The 18164-nt window shown below is 59.5% G+C and carries 23 protein-coding genes and 1 tRNA gene; 4 read left to right on the top strand and 20 right to left on the bottom strand.

The genetic code is table 11. The annotated features are described in order from the left end of the window. Window positions 1-30 precede the first annotated feature (30 nt). Both CKA81_RS13770 and CKA81_RS13765 read right to left on the bottom strand, forming a co-directional pair. Window positions 31-396 carry an AtuA-related protein gene (locus CKA81_RS13770; protein ID WP_128355795.1) on the bottom strand — a complete coding sequence of 122 codons (366 nt, stop codon included), beginning with the start codon at window positions 394-396 and terminating at the stop codon, window positions 31-33. A 5-nt stretch (window positions 397-401) separates the two neighbouring features. After that, the gene (locus CKA81_RS13765) at window positions 402-1760 is read right to left on the bottom strand and encodes an acyclic terpene utilization AtuA family protein (RefSeq protein WP_394342515.1); all 1359 of its coding nucleotides are present in this window, start codon (window positions 1758-1760) and stop codon (window positions 402-404) included. 133 nt (window positions 1761-1893) lie between these two features. Between CKA81_RS13765 and CKA81_RS13760 the strand changes: the two genes are divergently transcribed. Then, window positions 1894-2781 carry a LysR family transcriptional regulator gene (locus tag CKA81_RS13760; RefSeq protein WP_128355794.1) on the top strand — a complete coding sequence of 296 codons (888 nt, stop codon included), beginning with the start codon at window positions 1894-1896 and terminating at the stop codon, window positions 2779-2781. A gap of 127 nt (window positions 2782-2908) precedes the next feature. Here CKA81_RS13760 and CKA81_RS13755 read toward each other — a convergent pair. Next, window positions 2909-2984 (bottom strand) — tRNA-Thr (locus tag CKA81_RS13755). A gap of 54 nt (window positions 2985-3038) precedes the next feature. Between CKA81_RS13755 and CKA81_RS13750 the strand changes: the two genes are divergently transcribed. Further along, window positions 3039-3815 carry an aldolase/citrate lyase family protein gene (locus tag CKA81_RS13750; RefSeq protein WP_128355793.1) on the top strand — a complete coding sequence of 259 codons (777 nt, stop codon included), beginning with the start codon at window positions 3039-3041 and terminating at the stop codon, window positions 3813-3815. Window positions 3816-3847: 32 nt separating this feature from the next. On the opposite strand, the gene CKA81_RS13745 is transcribed toward CKA81_RS13750, so the two are convergent. From CKA81_RS13745 to petA, 5 genes are all read right to left on the bottom strand, one after another. After that, window positions 3848-4303 carry a ClpXP protease specificity-enhancing factor gene (locus tag CKA81_RS13745; RefSeq protein ID WP_128355792.1) on the bottom strand — a complete coding sequence of 152 codons (456 nt, stop codon included), beginning with the start codon at window positions 4301-4303 and terminating at the stop codon, window positions 3848-3850. A 4-nt stretch (window positions 4304-4307) separates the two neighbouring features. Next, a complete protein-coding gene (locus CKA81_RS13740) occupies window positions 4308-4916 on the bottom strand; it encodes a glutathione S-transferase N-terminal domain-containing protein (RefSeq protein WP_128355791.1) in 609 nt (202 codons plus the stop codon). A gap of 149 nt (window positions 4917-5065) precedes the next feature. Further along, on the bottom strand, window positions 5066-5920 hold the full coding sequence (locus tag CKA81_RS13735; RefSeq protein WP_180016180.1) for a cytochrome c1: 855 nt from the start codon (window positions 5918-5920) through the stop codon (window positions 5066-5068). A gap of 20 nt (window positions 5921-5940) precedes the next feature. Continuing rightward, window positions 5941-7329, bottom strand: a complete 1389-nt coding sequence (locus tag CKA81_RS13730) for a cytochrome b (protein ID WP_128355789.1) — start codon at window positions 7327-7329, stop codon at window positions 5941-5943. A 76-nt stretch (window positions 7330-7405) separates the two neighbouring features. Beyond that, on the bottom strand, window positions 7406-8050 hold the full coding sequence (gene petA, locus CKA81_RS13725) for a ubiquinol-cytochrome c reductase iron-sulfur subunit (protein ID WP_128355788.1): 645 nt from the start codon (window positions 8048-8050) through the stop codon (window positions 7406-7408). Between the two features lie 124 nt (window positions 8051-8174). Here petA and mscL point away from each other — a divergent pair, with 124 nt between their 5' ends. Then, a complete protein-coding gene (gene mscL, locus CKA81_RS13720; RefSeq protein WP_128355787.1) occupies window positions 8175-8633 on the top strand; it encodes a large conductance mechanosensitive channel protein MscL in 459 nt (152 codons plus the stop codon). Window positions 8634-8637: 4 nt separating this feature from the next. Here mscL and CKA81_RS13715 read toward each other — a convergent pair whose 3' ends face one another. After that, on the bottom strand, window positions 8638-9414 hold the full coding sequence (locus CKA81_RS13715) for a Nif3-like dinuclear metal center hexameric protein (RefSeq protein WP_128355786.1): 777 nt from the start codon (window positions 9412-9414) through the stop codon (window positions 8638-8640). 25 nt (window positions 9415-9439) lie between these two features. Here CKA81_RS13715 and CKA81_RS13710 point away from each other — a divergent pair, with 25 nt between their 5' ends. After that, window positions 9440-10588 carry a S1C family serine protease gene (locus tag CKA81_RS13710; RefSeq protein ID WP_128355785.1) on the top strand — a complete coding sequence of 383 codons (1149 nt, stop codon included), beginning with the start codon at window positions 9440-9442 and terminating at the stop codon, window positions 10586-10588. An 816-nt stretch (window positions 10589-11404) separates the two neighbouring features. Here CKA81_RS13710 and tatC read toward each other — a convergent pair. The 11 genes from tatC to hisD are packed head-to-tail and all read right to left on the bottom strand — an operon-like array spanning window position 11405 to window position 18162. After that, window positions 11405-12133 (bottom strand): twin-arginine translocase subunit TatC, encoded by a 729-nt coding sequence (gene tatC / locus CKA81_RS13705; RefSeq protein WP_394342557.1) that lies wholly within the window; start codon window positions 12131-12133, stop codon window positions 11405-11407. A 59-nt stretch (window positions 12134-12192) separates the two neighbouring features. After that, window positions 12193-12624 carry a Sec-independent protein translocase protein TatB gene (gene tatB, locus CKA81_RS13700; RefSeq protein ID WP_128355783.1) on the bottom strand — a complete coding sequence of 144 codons (432 nt, stop codon included), beginning with the start codon at window positions 12622-12624 and terminating at the stop codon, window positions 12193-12195. Window positions 12625-12627: 3 nt separating this feature from the next. After that, entirely contained in the window at window positions 12628-12867 is a 240-nt protein-coding gene (gene tatA, locus CKA81_RS13695; protein ID WP_128355782.1) for a Sec-independent protein translocase subunit TatA, read from the bottom strand. Between the two features lie 15 nt (window positions 12868-12882). Then, complete coding sequence (locus tag CKA81_RS13690; RefSeq protein WP_128356808.1) at window positions 12883-13251, bottom strand: histidine triad nucleotide-binding protein; 369 nt, start codon at window positions 13249-13251, stop codon at window positions 12883-12885. Window positions 13252-13265: 14 nt separating this feature from the next. After that, entirely contained in the window at window positions 13266-13604 is a 339-nt protein-coding gene (locus tag CKA81_RS13685; protein WP_128355781.1) for a phosphoribosyl-ATP diphosphatase, read from the bottom strand. After that, window positions 13601-14005 carry a phosphoribosyl-AMP cyclohydrolase gene (hisI, locus tag CKA81_RS13680; RefSeq protein ID WP_128355780.1) on the bottom strand — a complete coding sequence of 135 codons (405 nt, stop codon included), beginning with the start codon at window positions 14003-14005 and terminating at the stop codon, window positions 13601-13603. The genes CKA81_RS13685 and hisI overlap by 4 nt, the downstream gene beginning before the upstream one ends. Further along, on the bottom strand, window positions 14002-14811 hold the full coding sequence (gene hisF / locus CKA81_RS13675; RefSeq protein WP_128355779.1) for an imidazole glycerol phosphate synthase subunit HisF: 810 nt from the start codon (window positions 14809-14811) through the stop codon (window positions 14002-14004). Before hisF ends, hisI begins: the two co-directional genes overlap by 4 nt. Beyond that, window positions 14808-15551: a 1-(5-phosphoribosyl)-5-[(5-phosphoribosylamino)methylideneamino]imidazole-4-carboxamide isomerase gene (hisA, locus tag CKA81_RS13670; protein ID WP_128355778.1), complete on the bottom strand. Its 744-nt coding sequence runs from the start codon at window positions 15549-15551 to the stop codon at window positions 14808-14810. Before hisA ends, hisF begins: the two co-directional genes overlap by 4 nt. Window positions 15552-15555: 4 nt before the next feature. Next, window positions 15556-16209 (bottom strand): imidazole glycerol phosphate synthase subunit HisH, encoded by a 654-nt coding sequence (hisH, locus tag CKA81_RS13665; protein WP_128355777.1) that lies wholly within the window; start codon window positions 16207-16209, stop codon window positions 15556-15558. 47 nt (window positions 16210-16256) lie between these two features. Continuing rightward, window positions 16257-16844 carry an imidazoleglycerol-phosphate dehydratase HisB gene (hisB, locus tag CKA81_RS13660; protein ID WP_128355776.1) on the bottom strand — a complete coding sequence of 196 codons (588 nt, stop codon included), beginning with the start codon at window positions 16842-16844 and terminating at the stop codon, window positions 16257-16259. Window position 16845: 1 nt separating this feature from the next. Beyond that, window positions 16846-18162 (bottom strand): histidinol dehydrogenase, encoded by a 1317-nt coding sequence (hisD, locus tag CKA81_RS13655; protein WP_128355775.1) that lies wholly within the window; start codon window positions 18160-18162, stop codon window positions 16846-16848. Window positions 18163-18164: the final 2 nt, after the last annotated feature.

The raw sequence follows: 18164 nt of genomic DNA, 5'->3' as shown, positions 1-18164 counted from the left end.
AGGCTGGCTTAAGCTTGCTCAAGCCTTGCATCAAGATAAGAATGGCTCGTTTTCGCCGACCAGCAACGAGGCCAATTGCTCTGGAACGTCGATCGGCAGATCCAGCAGTAGGTACGAGAGGCTTTTGCCGTGTGCATCAAGGTTTAAGGCACTATTAACACCACCGTCCAACACACCGTCAAGCACGAAGTTCATTGCGTGTAGTTGGGGAAGCAGGTAGCGTCGAATGGTTGTGGGAGAACGATGGGCAAACAGCTTGGCCACGGCTGCTTCCGTTACCTGCTCCACCAACAATTCCCATAGCTCGGGCCTCCAGGCGATTACGCTGATGTTGGAGCGATCTCCTTTGTCGCCAGTGCGGCCATGGGCGGCGCGATACAGAGGTACAGTAGTCATGAGGATCAGTGCTCGATAAATACATGTCGCATGCGAACATGGCCGCGCATCACGGTGTGGCTTTCCAGGCCCAAACGCGCCCGGATGCTGGTGCGCACGCCGCCACCACCGGCAGGCCCGCAGGTGTACAAGGCCGTAACTTCGCGCGCCAGACGTTCTGCGGCTGTGCGGTCTTGATGGCTAAGTGCCACGCGCAGACGTACGTCGCGCCCATGGCCGGGCTTCTGTTGCGTATAGCTTTTCCCGCCATCATCAGCAAATATGCTCAGCACGCCTATCAGGTCTACACGCAACTTTCCCAGCCCTGCCAGGCGTTCGCGCAAGATATCAGCAGCCAGCCTGGCCCTTGCCTCGGCTCTTGCGCCGGCATAGGAGATTTCCCCCTCGGCCAACCAGCCGTTTTCATAGCAGATATTGACTTTCAGCTCGGCGGGGCGGGGGTGTCCGCGTACCCCGGCAAGGCGGATTCGGTCCGGCCCCACTTCGGTGACGGTGGCCGATCCGATGTCAGCTACGACGTCGGGTGTCATATAGGCCGTTGGATCGTGTATTTCGTAGAGCAGTTGTTCCTTTACACCATGCGTATCAATGCGCCCGCCCGTGCCCGCCGGCTTGCCGATAATGCAACTGCCGTCGGCATGGATTTCGGCCACTGGGAAACCGATGTTGGCCAGGCCGGGCACATCTTTGATCCCGGGATCGGCGTAATAGCCGCCGCAAACCTGCGCGCCGCACTCCAGCAAGTGGCCCGCCATTGTGCCGCCGGCCAGCTTGTCCCAGTCGCTCATGGTCCATCCAAAATGCGCCAAGGCGGGACCCAAAACCAGAGACGGGTCTGCTACCCGACCGCAGACCACGATGTCGGCGCCTTCATGCAGGGCCTGGGCAATAGACTCTGCTCCGAGGTAGGCGTTGGCGCTGACCACACGGCGCCCGGGCAGGCGAGCCCGCCATTGCAATTCATCATCTTCGAGCAGATCATCGCCCAGAACCACCGCCACGCGCGGTGCTCGAAGATGGAGCCGCGCAGCCATCGCAAGTATGTGTCGGGCCGCTCCTTTCGGATTGGCTGCGCCAAAGTTGCTCACGATCCGAATGCCGTGCGTGAGGCAGCGCCCCAGGATGGGCTCGAGCAGATCGTCGAGCAGCGGCTCATAGCCCGCTGAGGGATCCTGGCGCCTGGCAAGTTGCGCGAGCGCCAGGGTGCGTTCAGCCAAGGTCTCGAAGATCAGGACGGCCGGCCCGGCGGTCTTGATGAGCGCATCGACCACGGGTCCAGTCGCATCGGTGCGGTCGCCCGAGAACCCGGCGGCACTACCGACATATAGGACGTCGCTACGCCCGGAGGCGATGGGTTGAGGCAAAGGGGGGAACTCCAATAAAGCGCCTGGCAAGCGCGGATGCTTTCGGTCAAGAGTAAGTAACTTGGGTAACAGCTTAGGTTACGTGGGGTATGCTGTAAATTCGAATATTTGGATCTGTTTATCCAAAATACAAATGAATGCCAGACTACATACCCATCAGTTACGCGCCTTTCTTCATTTGGCGGAATTGAAAAGCTTCACGCGTGCAGCAGCGGCATCGCACTTGTCACAACCTGCCTTCAGCGCCTTGATCCGTGCGCTTGAGGCAGAGGTAGGAGCACGCTTGTTTGATCGCAGCACCCGCTACGTGGCGCTAACGATTGAGGGCCGTGAGTTCCTGGGCGGCGCTCAGCGCGTGCTCAACGAAATGGAGGCCGCATTGGCCAGCGTGCGCGAGCGGGTGGAACTCAAGCGTGGACGGGTTGCGCTTGCATTGCTACCGTCATTGGCTGCAGGCTGGTTACCGGACGTGCTGGCTGCCTTTCATGCGGAGTTTCCCGATATTGAGCTCGATGTGTTCGATGTGCTGTCAGAAAATTGTATTGAGAGCGTTCGATCCGGGCGGGCGGACATAGCGATCGCGGCCACGCGGGTAGATACCCCGGAGTTGGGTGCCGAGCCGTTTCAAACAGATGAGTTTTTTCTGGTTGCCCGACGTGGGCATCCCTTGCTGGGTCGGGCCAAACTAAAGCCGCGAGACCTCTTGCCCTTCGATTTTATTCATCTATCGCGGGACAGCAGCGTGCGACAGTATCTTGATGCGGCGACTTTACCGCTGCAAATGCGCACGCTAATTGAAGTTGATCAATTGGCGACCGTAATGGGCATGGTGCGCGCCGGGCTCGGCATCAGCGTAGTGCCTGCACTGACGCTATTTCATTTTCAACATCCCGATATCGAAACACGTCTGCTGCGGTGGCCCGGCCTGCGTCGGTCCATCTACCTGATCAAAAGGCGCGATCGCGGGCTATCGGTTGCTGCCGATGCGCTCTACCAGCGGCTGGTCGATGCCAGGAAATAAAGCGGGCAGCGGACCGTGTCGTTGCAACCTGGCGAATCTATCGCTGTTCAGTGAGTGCCAATAGGCATACAGCGGTACACGGAAAAGCAAAAGGCCAACCCCGAGAGGTTGGCCTTTTACATGAATCTGGTGCCGGTTAGAAGAGTCGAACTCCTGACCTTCGCATTACAAGTGCGCTGCTCTACCAACTGAGCTAAACCGGCGAACGCATAATTCTACTAGAATTTCGGATTCATGTTTTTTTAAAGAGTCGCGCCATGTCATTGCCTGTGAATCGCTTCAAACAAGCCATCGGTTCGGGTCAGCATCAACTGGGGCTATGGGTGTCGCTGGCGCATGCCTATAGCGCCGAGGTCGTCGCCGGCGCCGGTTTTGACTGGCTGGTATTCGACACGGAGCACTCCCCCAACGATGTGCCCACCGTGCTGGGGCAATTGCAGGCAGCAGCGGCTTATCCAGTGTCCTGCATCGTCCGGCCCAGCTGGAACGATCAGGTGCAGCAGAAGCGGTATCTTGATATTGGCGCCCAGACGCTATTGATTCCTTATGTTCAGACAGCCCAGGAGGCCGAACAGGCTGTTGCCGGTATGCGCTACCCGCCGCATGGAGTTCGCGGAGTGGGTGGCACCATGCGCGCCAGTGGTTTTGGCCGCATGACCGATTACGCCCGGCACTGCCAGGAGCAACTGTGCCTGCTGGTCCAGATCGAAACGCTCGAGGGGCTGAACAATTTGGAAAGTATTGCCGCTGTGGATGGCGTGGACGGCATATTCATTGGGCCCGCCGATCTTTCCGCAAGCCTGGGTCATCCCGGCGAGTTGCAGCACCCAGAGGTGCAGAAAGCGATAGAAGACGCGATCGGCCGAACGCGGGCTTGCGGCAAGGCCCCGGGCATCCTGACGTTCGACGAAACGCTGGCGCGTCGCTACATGGACCTGGGCAGCTTGTTTACGGCGGTCGGGATGGACGTGGCAATTCTGGCGCGGGCCACCGAAGCTTTGGCAAACCGATTCCGCCTTGCGGCCAAGCAATAAAAAGGCGCACTTGGAAGTGCGCCTTGCTCTACTTACTTCACTACCTTCAGCCGCGGCGGTTTGGGGTCGTCGTCGGGAGAGTCCTGCCTTCCGGCCATGACCGCTTCCGAATTGTCGGCAACAACCCTTGCCGTGCTTGTACCGCCCGCCGCAGCGTCGCTGGGATGGGGTGCCGATTCGGCAACGTCAAAGCCCATGCCGGCGCCGGTTTCGCGCGCATAAATGGCCGACACTGCGCCCACGGGAACAAAAATCTGCTCGGTAACCCCGCCGAAGCGGGTTTGGAATTCGATATAGTCGTTGCCCAGGGTTAGCCGGTTGGTTGCCAGCGTGCCGATATTCAGCGTGATCTGCCCGTCGTGTATATGCGCTGGCGGCACGATGGTGTTGGCGTCCACAGTGACTACGATATGCGGCGTATAGCCGTTATCCGTGCACCACTCGTGCAGCGCTCGGATGAGGTAAGGCTTCGTTGATGACTCTTGCATAGTCTTAGCGGCGCATCACCTTTTCCGACGGGGTCAGCGCTTCGATGTAAGCCGGGCGCGAAAAGATGCGTTCGGCGTATTTCTGGATCGGGGCAGCGTTCTTGGGCAGCTCGATGCCGTAGTGATCCAGGCGCCATAGCAGCGGTGCAACCGCCACGTCCAGCATGGAGAACTCTTCGCCGAGCATGTACTTGTTTTTTAACAGCAGCGGGGCAAGTTGTGCAAGACGGTCGCGGATATTTTGGCGCGCGAAATCTTGCGCTTTGGTATCCGTAGAGCTGCGGTCTTCCAATACCGAGACGTGGACGAACAGTTCTTTCTCGAAGTTGTACAAGAACAGCCGGGTGCGGGCGCGCATGACGGGATCAGCCGGCATCAATTGGGGATGCGGAAAGCGCTCGTCGATGTATTCGTTGATGATGTTGGACTCGTACAGCACCAGGTCACGCTCAACCAGAATGGGCACTTGACCATAGGGGTTCATGACAGCAATGTCTTCTGGCTTGTTGTACAGGTCGATGTCACGGATCTCGAAGTCCATGCCTTTTTCGAACAGCACAAAGCGGCAGCGTTGGGAGAACGGGCAGGTCGTTCCAGAATAGAGCACCATCATGTCGCGGATTCCAATCGTAGAATGAAGAACAAGAACACCCACCGAAGTGGGGTTCCGAATAGGGAAATAGGCGTATCAGCATACGCCTATTTCGTGACCGGTAGGGGGTCCTTGATGCAGCGCATGCCCGCGCTACCGGTTTGGCGGGCTTACTTGACGTTTTTCCAGTAGGCAGCGTTCAGGCGCCAGGCGACGACAAAGAAGATGGACAGGAACAGCAGAACCCAGACACCCAACTGGCGTCGTTCGCGTTGCATGGGTTCGGCCATCCAGCCCAGGAAGTTGCTGATGTCAGCGACGTCTTGGTCGAAGGCAGCCGCCTGGCGCGGGTTCTCGGCGGTGAACACGGCCTCGCTGATGGCGGCGCCCGTGTAGTCCTTGAGCACTTCGCTCTTGACCTCAGAGAAACCTTGGGCGTCGTAGCTTGCGGTTGTGCGCTCCCATTGCATGCTGCCATCCGCCTGGGCGGCTTCATGGATGGTGACCTTTTGCAGCGAACGCGGGCCCTGGAGCTCCCACATTACGTGGGGCATGCCCACGCTTGGGAACACCAGGTTGTCCCAACCGGTGACCTTGGAGGTGTCGCGGTAGAAGGTGCGCAGGAAGGTATAGACGTAGTCGACACCCGATGGACCCATGGTGGTGGACTTGGCGCGAGCGATCACCGACAAATCGGGGGGCGGCGCGCCAAACCAGCGCTTGGCATCTTCTGGTGTCATGGCGATACGCATGAGGTCGCCGATCTTGTCTGTCGTGAACAGCAGGTTTTTCTTGATCTGCTCGTCAGTCAGGCCGATGTCGGTGAGCTTGTTATAGCGCATCGAGTTGGCGCTATGACAGCCCAGACAGTAGTTGACGAAGAGCTTGGCCCCGTTTTGCAGGGAAGACATATCGTTGATGCGGTCGGGTGCGTGGTCTAGCCTGTACCCACCTTCTGCAGCGACTGAAACCGCGCAGACCAGTGATAGAGCAATGGTACCTAGCAACTTTTTAATCATGATCATTCCGTAACGTGTTGGTTGCCTTAATGAGCTTGAAACGTGACGCGGTCGGGCACTTGCTTGAACGTGCCCAGACGGCTCCAGACGGGCATCAGGAAAAAGAAGCCCAGATAGATCACGGTACCGATTTGGCTCATGAGGTTGAACGTCGGGTTGGGTGCCTGCGTACCGAGGTAGCCCAACACCAGGAAGTTGACGATGAAAATACCGTACAGATACTTGTGCCAGGTAGGGCGGTAGCGGATGGACTTGACTGGCGAATAGTCGAGCCATGGCAGGAAGAACAGGATGACCACAGCGCCGCCCATGGCGACCACACCCCAGAACTTGGCGTCGATGGCGCGGAACAGTACGGCAACGATCAACAGGACGACCGGTACGGCGATGCGCATGATGCCCTTCAGGTTGCCCTTCAGGAACAAGGCGGCAGCGGCGATGACGGCCCCGGCAACCAGCACCCAGGTGAAGTCGGCCGTGGTGGCACGCAGCATGGAATAAAACGGCGTGAAGTACCACACCGGCGCAATGTGCGGTGGTGTCTTCAGGGCGTCAGCCGGGATGAAGTTGTTGTATTCCAGGAAGTACCCGCCCATTTCGGGGGCAAAGAACATGATCGCCGCGAAGATGATCAGGAAGCCCGCCACACCCACGATGTCGTGCACCGAGTAATACGGGTGGAAGGGGATGCCGTCCAGGGGGCGACCGTAGCGGTCTTTGGGGCCTTGCTTGATTTCAACGCCGTCCGGGTTGTTGGAGCCTACTTCATGCAAGGCAATGATGTGTGCAACCACCAGGCCGATCAGCACCAACGGAATGGCAATGACGTGGAAAGCGAAGAAGCGGTTTAGTGTGGCGTCCGATACGACATAGTCGCCGCGAATCCAGATAGCGAGTTCTGGACCGATGAAGGGGATGGCCGCGAACAGATTGACAATGACCTGAGCGCCCCAGTACGACATCTGGCCCCATGGCAGCAGGTAGCCGAAGAAGGCTTCAGCCATCAGGCACAGGAAGATGGCAACGCCGAAGATCCAGACCAGCTCGCGCGGCTTGCGGTACGAACCGTAGAACAGTCCGCGCAGCATGTGCAGGTACACGACCACGAAGAACATGGAGGCGCCGGTGGAGTGCATGTAGCGGATGAGCCAGCCCCATGGCACTTCGCGCATGATGTATTCGACAGATTCGAATGCAAGCTTGGCGTCGGGCTTATAGCTCATGACCAGGAAAATGCCGGTGACGATCTGAATGACCAACACCAGCATTGCCAACGACCCAAAGAAATACCAAAAATTGAAATTCTTGGGGGCATAGTATTCCGACATGTGCTCTTTGAACATGGTAGTAAGCGGAAAACGCCTATCTATCCAGCCTAAAAGTCCTGTCGTCTCGACGGTTTTGTCGCCAGCCATGAAACGGCTCCTTATCTATCTTTACGGCGTATAACGGATTCTGTTCGCAAGGCGTTCGCGGACGCCTTTTAACGTATCAGGCCTTGTTGTTTTCGTCGACGCCAATGGTGATGCGCGTACCATCGGCCGAGAACACATAAGGCGGAACTTCGAGGTTGTCGGGCGCGGGTTTGTTCTTGAAAACGCGGCCGGCCAAATCGAAGTAGGAGCCGTGGCAAGGGCAGAAAAAACCACCTTCCCAGTCGGAGGGCAACCCGGGCTGAGGCCCAGGCGTGAATGCCGGTGAAGGCGAGCAACCCAAGTGTGTGCAGATACCTACACAGACGAAGAGCTCGGGCTTGCGCGACCGGTATTCGTTAACTGCATATTCGGGGGTGTAGCCCGGGCGCTGCGAATCGGGGTCGGCAAGTTCAGCGTCGTTGTCACCCAGGTGTTCGAGCTGTTCGGGCGTACGGTGCATGATCCATACGGGCTTGCCGCGCCATTCGACGGTGATCATCTGGCCCGGAGCAATATTGGACACATCAACCTCGACCGGTGCGCCGGCTGCCCGCGCCTTCTCGGAGGGGGCAAAGGAACTGACAAACGGAACTGCGGTGGCCACACCTGCGACGCCACCGACTGCACAGGCTGAAGCAACCCAGAAACGGCGCGAAGGATCGGGCGGTAGCGTGGGATCAACCGCGCCGGAATCGTCGAGCTGTGTCGTAATCTGACTCATTCTTGTATCCTTTTCATGCCCGGGCAGGGCATACCAATTTACTGTTTTTGGCTATGTAGTGTCTTTTCAACCGCGTATTATAGCGTTAGCCCGGTTGCGGGTGTAACCGCTAAGGAAAGACAACATGAGCAAAGCACGAGGTTTCCTCCAGGAATTTCAAGAGTTCGCCGTAAAAGGCAACATGATAGACCTGGCAGTGGGCGTTATTATCGGCGCCGCATTCAGCAAAATCATCGACTCATTGGTCAAAGACATCATCATGCCCATCGTTGCTTTTGTTGTTGGGGGCGAAGTCGATTTCACCAATCAATTCTGGGTGTTGCGCGCGCCGGCAGACTACGCCGGGCCCGAAACCTACGACGCCTTGACCAAGGCGGGGGCAGTCGTGCTGTCGTGGGGAAGCTTCCTTACAGTACTGATCAACTTCATACTGCTGGCCTTCGTGGTGTTTTGCCTGGTCAAGGCCATTAATGCGGCACGTGTGCGGGTGGCCCGGCAACAGGAAGTGGTGCAGGCGGAGGCTCCGCCACCCGCTGATGTTGCGCTATTGACCGAGATTCGCGACCTGCTGCAAAGGAAGTAAGCGCTTAGATCGGGTTGTCGATATCGACGAAGTCTACGCGTACGCCGAATTCGTCAGCGATGGCCCGACCCAAGGCCTGTACGCCGTAGCGCTCGGTGGCATGGTGCCCCGCGCCCAGGAAGGCGGTGCCGGTTTCTTGCGCCATGTGGAAGGTCGGTTCCGACGCTTCGCCAGTAATGTAGGCGTCCGCCCCGGCGTCGATCGCAGCCTGCAGCATGCTCTGGGCGCCGCCGGTACACCAAGCGATAGTCTCGATTTTTTGTTGTGCATTCCCGACAATCAAGGGTTGGCGTTGTAAGGCATTGCAAATTCTGTGACTGAGTTCGCCCAGCGTCGTGGCGGGCTGGCAGCGGCCCAGCCATACCAGCCCGTCCGGACCGCAGGTCCGAGCTTGCCCGGCCTCGTCAAGGTCGGGTACCAAACCGAGCAAACGGCCCAGTTGCGCGTTGTTGCCGAGTGTTGGGTGTGCATCTAGCGGCAGGTGGTAGGCGAATAGGTTGATATCATGGGCCAGCACCGTGGCCAGGCGCTTACGTTTTGGCCCGCGCACCACGGCGCTTTCGTTCTTCCAAAACCAGCCGTGGTGCACCAGAATGGCGTCGGCATTGGCCTGTACGGCGGCGTCCAGTAACGCCTGCGACGCAGTAACTCCGGTAATAATGTGGCTGACCGTGGCTTTGCCTTCAACTTGCAGTCCGTTGGGGCAATAATCCTTGAAGCGTTGCGTTTGCAAGGTCGCATTAAGCCAGCCCGCGAGTTCTCGTGTAGAAACTTGATTCATTGCTTGTTTTTTCCCTTATTGCCTTATGCGTCGATTGTGGTTGCTATTTGCCCAAACGGTAACGGTTTGCCTGGGCGTCCTGTTTATCGTGGCAACCTTGCGCCCCGATTGGATGAGTTCCGCGCCTACGCCGCCTGCAAAACCGTCTGCACCTGCACCCGGCGCAACGGCGCCGGTGGGCCAGGTGTCGTATGCCGCCGCTGTGGCCCAGGCCACGCCCTCCGTGGTGAACATCTATACCAGCAAGCATATCAATGTACCGCTGATTCCGCTGCCGCCAGACCCGGAGCTGGAAAGGTTGTTTCGCGACATCCCGGGATTCAGTCGCCGCAAGGAATCGACCAGCCTGGGCTCGGGCGTGATCGTACGCGGCGATGGCTACATCTTGACCAACTACCATGTGATCGAGGCGGCCGACACCATAGCGGTGGCCTTGAGTGATGGCCGGGAAACTTCCGCTGAGCTGGTCGGTGCCGACCCTGAAAGCGACTTGGCGGTACTGAAGATTCCGCTGCCTGATCTGCAGCCGATTTCCTTCAATGGCGAGCACAAGGTGCAGGTAGGAGACGTGGTACTTGCCATCGGCAATCCGTTCGGTGTGGGGCAGACCACGACGATGGGGATCGTTTCGGCGCTGGGGCGCAATCGTCTGGGCATCAACATCTATGAAAACTTCATCCAGACGGATGCGGCAATCAACCCGGGCAACTCCGGCGGAGCATTGATAGACACCAGCGGTCGGCTGGTCGGCATCAATACCGCAATTTATTCGGAAACCGGCGGCTCGCTGGGCATAGGGTTCGCGATCCCGGCGCAGGCGGCGCACCAGATCCTGGAGCAGATTATCCAGACCGGGACGGTGACACGCGGTTGGTTGGGCATAGAGCCCCAGGACATCACGCCAGATCTGGCCCGGGCGTTTCACCTGAAGCAGACGGACGGCGTGATTATCGCCAGCGTTCTACGCAACGGGCCAGCCTGGCGGGCCGGCATCCGGGTCGGGGATATTATTTTGGCCCTGGATGGGGAGCCTGTGGTGGATTCGATAGGTTTCTTAACGCAGATCGCGCCTTTGCCGCCGCGAGGCGAGGCCAGGTTGACGATACTCCGGGATGGGAAGAAGCGGGATATTGAAGTTCAGATTGGGACTCGGCCGCGGATTCGGAAGCCTTGACGGCCTATCTGCTTTGACCTGCTTTACGTGTTCTAAACCGGCCTGGGGCGGGTGGGACTGATTAGGCTAGACGGTCACGGTTCCGGCTGCGCCGTAACTTCCCGGCGTCTGCGCCATGACGGGGCGCCCGCGGAAGTCGCAACGTCGGGGCAGTGCCCCGACACCCGCGTTGCTCCAACAGCCGCGGGCTTGCCTCCCCGTCATGACACAGACACCGGCGTGCCCTAAAACGCCCAATCAGCCCCACCCGCCCCAGACCTTGGCGTTATGAGCATAGCCGCGATGGGGCGGTCTTCGTGATTTGGCTTTGGATGTCTTGGATGCGGCAATATTGAAGCGTACGACTGCAACCCATCTTGCGATTCGGAAGCGGTGTATCAGAGCGACGTATCAGTTAATCGTAGCGGCCACCACGCGAGCTGCACTGACGACCTGCGCGTACGTCACGCCACAGCCCACCCTTGCGACTCGAAAGAATAGTGAGTCAATCCATACCGGCAGGGGTGGTGCAAGGCCATTCTGGCGCTTATGCCGCGCCGGTTAGCGGTTTCGGGACGGGGGCCTAAGAGGGCGCGCTGTCCGAAGGGAAAAACAGTCCGGGGGACTGTTTTTTTCAAGTTCGCGCCCGTCCCCCGGAACGGGACCGCTAAACGGGAAATCCCGGCTTCAGCCGGGATCGCAGGGCATCAAGCCAGAATGGCCTTGCACCACCCCAGCCTGCTTGTTAACAGCAAACAAACCTTCCGAGCCATTCTGCAGTCGTAAAGTACGCAGTAAGGCAGCTTTGCGGATACAGCCTCACGCAACTACGACCGATCACTCATTCCGCGCAGCAACCTCAGCATCATCGTCAGCGTCCTTCTCTGTATCATCCAACGCCTCCCGCTTCTTCAGTGCACTGGCCACCAGCACCCCCAGTTCAAACAACAAACACAAGGGCACGGCCAGCATGAACTGGCTGACCACATCAGGCGGCGTTACCACCGCGGCGATCACAAAGGCGCCCACGATTACATAGCCGCGCGCCGAGCGCAGCTTCTGTACCGTGACCACCCCGCTCTTCACCAGCAGAATCACCGCAATCGGTACTTCAAACGTAACCCCGAAAGCAATGAACATCGTCATCACGAAGCTTACGTAAGCTTCGATATCCGGTGCCGGTGTGATCGACTCGGGTGCGAAGCCTGCAATAAAGTGGAAAACCGTCCGGAACACCACGAAATAACAAAACGCCATGCCCAGCAGGAACAGCAGCGTGCTGGAGGCGATCAGTGGTAGTGCCAGGCGCTGTTCGTGTCGGTACAGGCCGGGCGCGATAAAGGCCCAGGCTTGGTACAGCACCACCGGCAAGGCCACCACGAATGAGGCCAGCAGGGTTACCTTGATGGGCACCATAAACGGCGTAATGACGCCCGTGGCGATCATGCGCGTGCCTGTTGGCAGCGAGGCCAGCATGGGCTGCGCGAGCACATCGTATATTGCAGAGGGGCCAGGGTAGATCGCCAGCACGATGAAGACGCCCACCACGGCGATAACCGCGCGCATCAGCCGAGTTCGCAGCTCGACCAAATGCGATATGAAGGTGTCCTGGGAAGCTTCCTGTGTCACGTCGGCGTCTCTGTTTTTGTTTCTGCTTTTGTTATGGCGCCAGCGTCGGTGCTCACTGATACGGCGGGCGTTGTCGACGTGCTTGCTGTGGTTTCGGAGCGCGCTGTCTCGACCAGTGACTCGACCGAGGCGGATGCTTCGTTCAAGGCTTGTTGAGCTTCGTCCAGTGGTTTGCGCAAGTCGCCGGTGGCGTCTTTCAGGGAAAGCTTGACCGACTTGGCTGCGTCATCCATTTGGTTCTTCAGCGCATTCAGGTCATCCAGGTCGACCTCGCGCTGAATATCCGTTTTAACGTCGCTGACGTAACGCTGCGCACGGCCGACCAGGTGGCCGATCGTACGGGCGACCTTGGGCAGACGTTCTGGGCCGATGACGATCAGCGCAATCACGCCGATCAGCATAAGCTCGCTAAAGCTGACGTCAAACATAGCTTACGGATTCACGTCGGTTTTTTCTTTGGCCTGCACGTCTATCGTGTCGTTATCGCTTTGAACGCGTTCTGTGGTGACGGCTTCAGGCGTTTTGTCTTCGTTGGCGTCTTTCATTCCTTTCTTGAAGCCTTTTACCGCTCCGCCCAGGTCTTCGCCCATGTTGCGCAGTTTCTTGGTGCCGAACACCAAGGCGACAATGACCAAAACAATAAGCCAATGCCAAATGCTGAAGCTACCCATAATACAAGTCTCCGTTCAGGCGGCTGGAGCCGCACGTTTTGCCCAGGGGCGCGGGCCCCCGATAATATGTAAATGAAGGTGGGCGATTTCTTGCCCGCCTTCTGTGCCGGTATTGGCTACTACCCTGAAGCCGCCGTCTGGCCCCGGTGTGCAGCCGTTCTCGGCTGCAAGCTTGGGCGCCAGGGTCAACATTCTACCCAACCAGCCGGCGTCTTCCGGTACTACGTCGTGCAAAGACACGACGTGGTGTTTTGGAATTAACAGCAAGTGTACGGGAGCGGCAGGATTTATGTCGTGAAAAGCAAAAAATTCTTCGTCCTCGTAAACCTTCTTGGACGGAATTTCGCCTCTGGCGATTTTGCAAAACAGGCAATTATCACTCATAAGTTTTTCCAAGGTCAGTTGACGGGTCGGCTGGCTTTCTCAGCCAGCCCTGATGTCCCTTCGCGACGCGCGAGCTCTTGCAGTACCTGCTCGGGGCGCAGGCCGTAGTGCGCCAGGGCCACCATACAGTGAAACCATAGGTCGGCGGTTTCGGCCACGATGCGGTCTGGAGCGTTGTCTTTTGCCGCCATGACCAGCTCGGTGGCCTCTTCGCCGATCTTTTTCAGGAAGGCATCGGGGCCGCGCGACAACAGCTTGGCGGTGTACGAAGCGGCGGGGTCGCCTCCGTTGGCGGGCAGGCGTGATTCCAGGGTGTCTGCCAGTCGGGCAAGCACCGTTGCAGTGTCTGTCATTTGTAGATGAGCTCGGGGTCTTTCAGTATGGGGTCGACGGCTGCCCAGGTGGCTTTGCTCGATGTGCCGTCCAGTCGCCGGTAAAAGCAGCTTGCTCGCCCGGTATGACAGGCAATGTTGCCCTCTTGCTTGACCTTCAGCAGGACGACATCGCCGTCGCAATCGAGGCGGATTTCGTGCACCACCTGCACGTGACCGGACTCTTCCCCCTTGCGCCATAGGCGCTGACGCGAACGTGACCAATATACTGCCTGACCGGTGGCAACCGTTTCGTCCAGTGCCTCGGCATTCATCCAGGCCACCATCAGCACTTTGCCGGTGGTGGCGTCCTGGGCGATGGCGGGTATCAAACCCTTATCGTCGAACTGAATGGCGTCCAGCCAGGGGGAGTTTTGTGTCATGCCGTCAATCGTACCTTAATACCTTGCGCCGCCATAAATTCTTTGGCTTGCTGCACGGTATATTCTCCGTAGTGAAAGATGCTGGCGGCCAGCACGGCACTGGCGCGCCCTAGCGTGACGCCGTCGGCCAGATGCTGCAAATTACCGACGCCGCCCGAAGCAATGACCGGAATCGGCACGGCGTCGGCCACGGCGCGCGTCAGCTCCAGGTCGAAGCCGGCCTTGGTGCCGTCGCGGTCCATGCTGGTCAGCAAGAGTTCGCCGGCGCCGTAGCGCGCCATCTTGCGGGCCCACTCCAGGGCATCGATGCCGGTGGCCTTGCGACCGCCGTGCGTGAAGATTTCCCACTTGGGTGCTTCGCCTTCGGCTGATACGCGCCGCGCATCCATCGCCACCACAATGCATTGCGAGCCATGATAGTCGGCAGCCTCTCGCACCAGCGACGGGTTGGAAACCGCGGCGCTGTTGATTGACACCTTGTCGGCGCCGGCATTCAGCAGGCGCTGGATGTCGCCGACCTGGCGCACGCCCCCGCCCACCGTCAGCGGGATGAAAACCTGTTTGGCCACGGATTCGATGATGGGCAGGATGACGTCGCGCTCGTCGCTGGTGGCGGTGATATCCAGGAAGGTAAGCTCGTCGGCGCCCTGCTCGTTGTAGCGCTGGGCGATCTCGACGGGATCGCCCGCATCGACCAGGTCGACAAAGTTCACGCCCTTGACGACGCGGCCCGCGGTAACGTCCAGACAGGGGATGATGCGCCGGGTCAGGGCGTTGTCGTTCAGGGCGGTGTCCACTGCGGTCATGCCGTTCCCAGTTCGTCCGCCATGTTCTGGGCGGTGGCGAAGTCCAGCGTGCCTTCGTACAGGCTGCGGCCCAGGATGGCGCCCTCGATGCCTTCACCCTCGACGGCGCACAGCGCCTCGATGTCTTTCAGGTCGGTTACGCCGCCCGAGGCAATGATGGGGATGGTCACATGCTGGGCCAGCTTGACCGTGGACTCGATGTTGACGCCCGTCAGCATGCCGTCGCGACCGATGTCGGTGTAGACGATGGCCTCGCAACCGTAGTCTTCGAACTTGCGCGCAATGTCGAACACATCGTGGCGGGTAAGTTTGCTCCAGCCATCGGTGGCCACCTTGCCGTCGCGCGCATCCAGGCCCACGATGATGTTGCCCGGGAAGGCACTGCAGGCATCGCGCAGGAAGCCAGGGTCTTTGATTGCCGCGGTGCCGATAATGACATAGGTAATGCCGGCATCCAGGTAGCGCTCTATGGTGTCCAAGTCGCGTATGCCACCGCCAATTTGTACCGGGATGTCGTCGGCGACGGCGGCAATGATGGACTTGATGGCGGCCTGGTTCTTGGGCTTGCCGGCAACGGCGCCGTTAAGGTCCACCAGGTGCAAACGCCGGGCACCCTGGTCCAGCCACTGGGTCGCCATGGCGGCCGGGTCTTCCGAAAAAATAGTTGCGTCGTCCAGGTCGCCCTGGCGCAGGCGCACGCAACGCCCGTCTTGAAGATCGATGGCGGGGATGAGTAGCATGATGTTATGGATTCCAATCGACAAAGTTCCGGTAAAGGCGCAAGCCAGGGCTGGCACTCTTTTCCGGATGGAACTGTACTGCGAAAATGTTAGCCGCTGCCACCGCGCAGGTAAAGCGCAGGCCGTAGTGGCTTACCCCAACAGTCAGTGATTCGTCCGCCGGAGCGGCGTAGTAGCTGTGGACAAAATAAAAGTGAGTCTTGTCGGGTATGCCCGCCCATAGTGGGTGCGGCCGTTGCTGCTCTACCTGGTTCCACCCCATATGCGGAACCTTAAGCAGCTCGCGCTCCTGCGAGGGCGTGTCGTTGCTGGCAAACTGGGGGCCGGCAAAACGCTTGACGACGCCGGGGAAGATATCCAGGCACGGTACGTCGCCTTCTTCGCTGACGGTGAACAGCATTTGCTCGCCTACGCATACGCCCAGCAAGGGCTTGTTGCGCGCGGCCCGCAGGACGGCTTCACGCAGCCCCGATACCTCCAGGGTGCGCATGCAGTCGCGCATGGCGCCCTGGCCAGGAAAAACCACCCGCGAGGCGCGGTCTATGTCTTGCGCTTTACGGCAGATCTGTATGTCGGCATTGGGGGCTGCTGCCTGCAGGGCGCGAGCCACTGAATGGAAGTTGCCCATGCCGTAATCAACAATGGCGATAGTATTCACGGTGTTTGGCCGTTAATGGGTTGCGAAGAACCAGCCTGTGTGTCGCCTTACAGGACGCCTTTGGTCGATGGGACAACGCCGGCGTTGCGCGGGTCGGCTTCGGTCGCCATGCGCAAGGCGCGGCCAAATGCCTTGAAGACGGTTTCGCATTGGTGGTGCGAATTCTCGCCGCGCAAGTTGTCGATATGCAGGGTAACCAGCGCGTGGTTTACAAAGCCCTGGAAAAACTCGCGCGCGAGGTCGACGTCGAACTGGCCGATGTGCGAGCGTGTGAAGGGGATGTGGTAATACAGCCCGGGCCGGCCCGAGAAATCGATAACCACGCGCGACAGGGCTTCATCCAGCGGGACATAGGAATGGCCGTAGCGGCGCAATCCGGCTTTGTCGCCGACGGCGGCGGCGAAGGCCTGGCCCAGCGTAATGCCCACGTCTTCAACCGTGTGATGGTCGTCGATGTGCGTATCGCCGTCGCAATGGATGTCCAGATCGATCAGGCCATGGCGGGCGATCTGGTCCAGCATGTGGTCCAGAAAGGGCACGCCCGTGTTGATGGTCTGGCGGCCGGTGCCGTCCAGGTTGATCGAAACGCGTACGCGCGTTTCGTTGGTGTTGCGGGTGATATCGGCAGTGCGCATGTCAGGTAAGGGTATCGGTTGGAGTAAGGCGGTATTCGGCGCTGGCGGCGTGGGCTTGCAGCCCTTCGCCGTAAGCGAGGTTGGCGGCCACGCGGCCCAAAACTTGCGCGCCTTCCTGGGAAACCTGGATAAGGCTGCTGCGCTTCTGGAAATCATACACGCCCAGCGGCGAAGAGAAGCGCGCAGTGCGTGATGTAGGCAGGACGTGATTGGGTCCGGCGCAGTAATCGCCCAGTGCTTCCGAGCTGTAGCGACCCAGGAAGATGGCGCCCGCATGGCGGATCTTGTCGGCCCATTGCTGGGGATGCTCGGTGGAGATCTCCAGGTGCTCGGGGGCGATGTCGTTGGCGATGGCGCAGGCTTCGTCCATGTCTTTGACTTGTATCAGTGCGCCGCGCCCGGCCAGGCTGGCCCGGATGATGTCGGCGCGCGGCATGGTGGGCAGCAGGCGCGCAATGGCGGCTTCGACCTCGTCCAGGTAGGCCGCGCTGGGGCTTAGCAGTATGGCTTGGGCCAGTTCGTCGTGCTCGGCCTGCGAGAACAAATCCATGGCGATCCAGTCGGCCGGCGTGCTGCCATCGCCTAGAATCAGGATTTCGCTGGGGCCGGCGATCATGTCGATGCCCACCGTCCCGTATACGCGGCGCTTGGCGGCTGCCACATAAGCGTTGCCTGGGCCGACTATCTTGTCGACCGGCGTGATGGTCTGGGTGCCGTAGGCCAGCGCGGCCACGGCTTGGGCGCCGCCTATGCCCCAGATGCGGTCCACGCCGCTGATTGCGGCAGCGGCCAGCACAATGGGGTTGCGTACCCCGTCGGGGGTGGGCGTGACCATGATGACTTCAGGCACGCCCGCCACTTTCGCCGGCACGGCGTTCATCAGTACCGAAGACGGGTAGGCCGCCTTGCCGCCAGGCACATACAGGCCGACGCGGTCCAGTGGCGTGATCTTCTGCCCCAGCATCGTGCCGTCGGGTTCGGTATAGGTCCAGGTTTCTGCGCGCTGTCGCTCGTGATAGCTGCGTACCCGTTCGGCGGCTGTTTCCAACGACGCGCGTTGTTCAGCAGGCAAGCCGTCCAGCGCCGTCAGCCACTCGCTGCGGTCGATTTCCAGTGCCGCAACGGTGTCAGCCTGTACGCGATCAAAGCGACGTGTGTAGTCCAGCAGCGCGGCATCGCCTTGCGCACGCACCTGCTTGAGAATGTCGGCGGTTGCACGTTCGATGGACTCATCTTGCGACGCATCAAAGGCCAGCAAGGTATGCAGGCTGGCATGAAACTGTGGGGACGACGTATCCAGGCGGTGTATCAGTGACATGG

It is taken from the genome of Pollutimonas thiosulfatoxidans (genome assembly GCF_004022565.1).
In the GTDB taxonomy this organism is placed as follows: domain Bacteria; phylum Pseudomonadota; class Gammaproteobacteria; order Burkholderiales; family Burkholderiaceae_B; genus Pusillimonas_D; species Pusillimonas_D thiosulfatoxidans.
This window is presented reverse-complemented; position numbering and strand designations above follow the sequence as displayed.

What these genes read in the sequence shown, in the direction of transcription:
- CKA81_RS13770 (WP_128355795.1), bottom strand. Translation starts at nt 396, where the DNA reads ATGACTACTGTACCTCTGTATCGCGCCGCCCATGGCCGCACTGGCGAC.
- CKA81_RS13760 (WP_128355794.1), top strand. Translation starts at nt 1,894, where the DNA reads ATGAATGCCAGACTACATACCCATCAGTTACGCGCCTTTCTTCATTTG.
- CKA81_RS13750 (WP_128355793.1), top strand. Translation starts at nt 3,039, where the DNA reads ATGTCATTGCCTGTGAATCGCTTCAAACAAGCCATCGGTTCGGGTCAG.
- CKA81_RS13745 (WP_128355792.1), bottom strand. Translation starts at nt 4,303, where the DNA reads ATGCAAGAGTCATCAACGAAGCCTTACCTCATCCGAGCGCTGCACGAG.
- CKA81_RS13740 (WP_128355791.1), bottom strand. Translation starts at nt 4,916, where the DNA reads ATGATGGTGCTCTATTCTGGAACGACCTGCCCGTTCTCCCAACGCTGC.
- CKA81_RS13735 (WP_180016180.1), bottom strand. Translation starts at nt 5,920, where the DNA reads ATGATCATGATTAAAAAGTTGCTAGGTACCATTGCTCTATCACTGGTC.
- CKA81_RS13730 (WP_128355789.1), bottom strand. Translation starts at nt 7,329, where the DNA reads ATGGCTGGCGACAAAACCGTCGAGACGACAGGACTTTTAGGCTGGATA.
- petA (WP_128355788.1), bottom strand. Translation starts at nt 8,050, where the DNA reads ATGAGTCAGATTACGACACAGCTCGACGATTCCGGCGCGGTTGATCCC.
- mscL (WP_128355787.1), top strand. Translation starts at nt 8,175, where the DNA reads ATGAGCAAAGCACGAGGTTTCCTCCAGGAATTTCAAGAGTTCGCCGTA.
- CKA81_RS13715 (WP_128355786.1), bottom strand. Translation starts at nt 9,414, where the DNA reads ATGAATCAAGTTTCTACACGAGAACTCGCGGGCTGGCTTAATGCGACC.
- CKA81_RS13710 (WP_128355785.1), top strand. Translation starts at nt 9,440, where the DNA reads ATGCGTCGATTGTGGTTGCTATTTGCCCAAACGGTAACGGTTTGCCTG.
- tatC (WP_394342557.1), bottom strand. Translation starts at nt 12,133, where the DNA reads ATGCGCGCGGTTATCGCCGTGGTGGGCGTCTTCATCGTGCTGGCGATC.
- tatB (WP_128355783.1), bottom strand. Translation starts at nt 12,624, where the DNA reads ATGTTTGACGTCAGCTTTAGCGAGCTTATGCTGATCGGCGTGATTGCG.
- tatA (WP_128355782.1), bottom strand. Translation starts at nt 12,867, where the DNA reads ATGGGTAGCTTCAGCATTTGGCATTGGCTTATTGTTTTGGTCATTGTC.
- CKA81_RS13690 (WP_128356808.1), bottom strand. Translation starts at nt 13,251, where the DNA reads ATGAGTGATAATTGCCTGTTTTGCAAAATCGCCAGAGGCGAAATTCCG.
- CKA81_RS13685 (WP_128355781.1), bottom strand. Translation starts at nt 13,604, where the DNA reads ATGACAGACACTGCAACGGTGCTTGCCCGACTGGCAGACACCCTGGAA.
- hisI (WP_128355780.1), bottom strand. Translation starts at nt 14,005, where the DNA reads ATGACACAAAACTCCCCCTGGCTGGACGCCATTCAGTTCGACGATAAG.
- hisF (WP_128355779.1), bottom strand. Translation starts at nt 14,811, where the DNA reads ATGACCGCAGTGGACACCGCCCTGAACGACAACGCCCTGACCCGGCGC.
- hisA (WP_128355778.1), bottom strand. Translation starts at nt 15,551, where the DNA reads ATGCTACTCATCCCCGCCATCGATCTTCAAGACGGGCGTTGCGTGCGC.
- hisB (WP_128355776.1), bottom strand. Translation starts at nt 16,844, where the DNA reads ATGCGCACTGCCGATATCACCCGCAACACCAACGAAACGCGCGTACGC.
- hisD (WP_128355775.1), bottom strand. Translation starts at nt 18,162, where the DNA reads ATGTCACTGATACACCGCCTGGATACGTCGTCCCCACAGTTTCATGCC.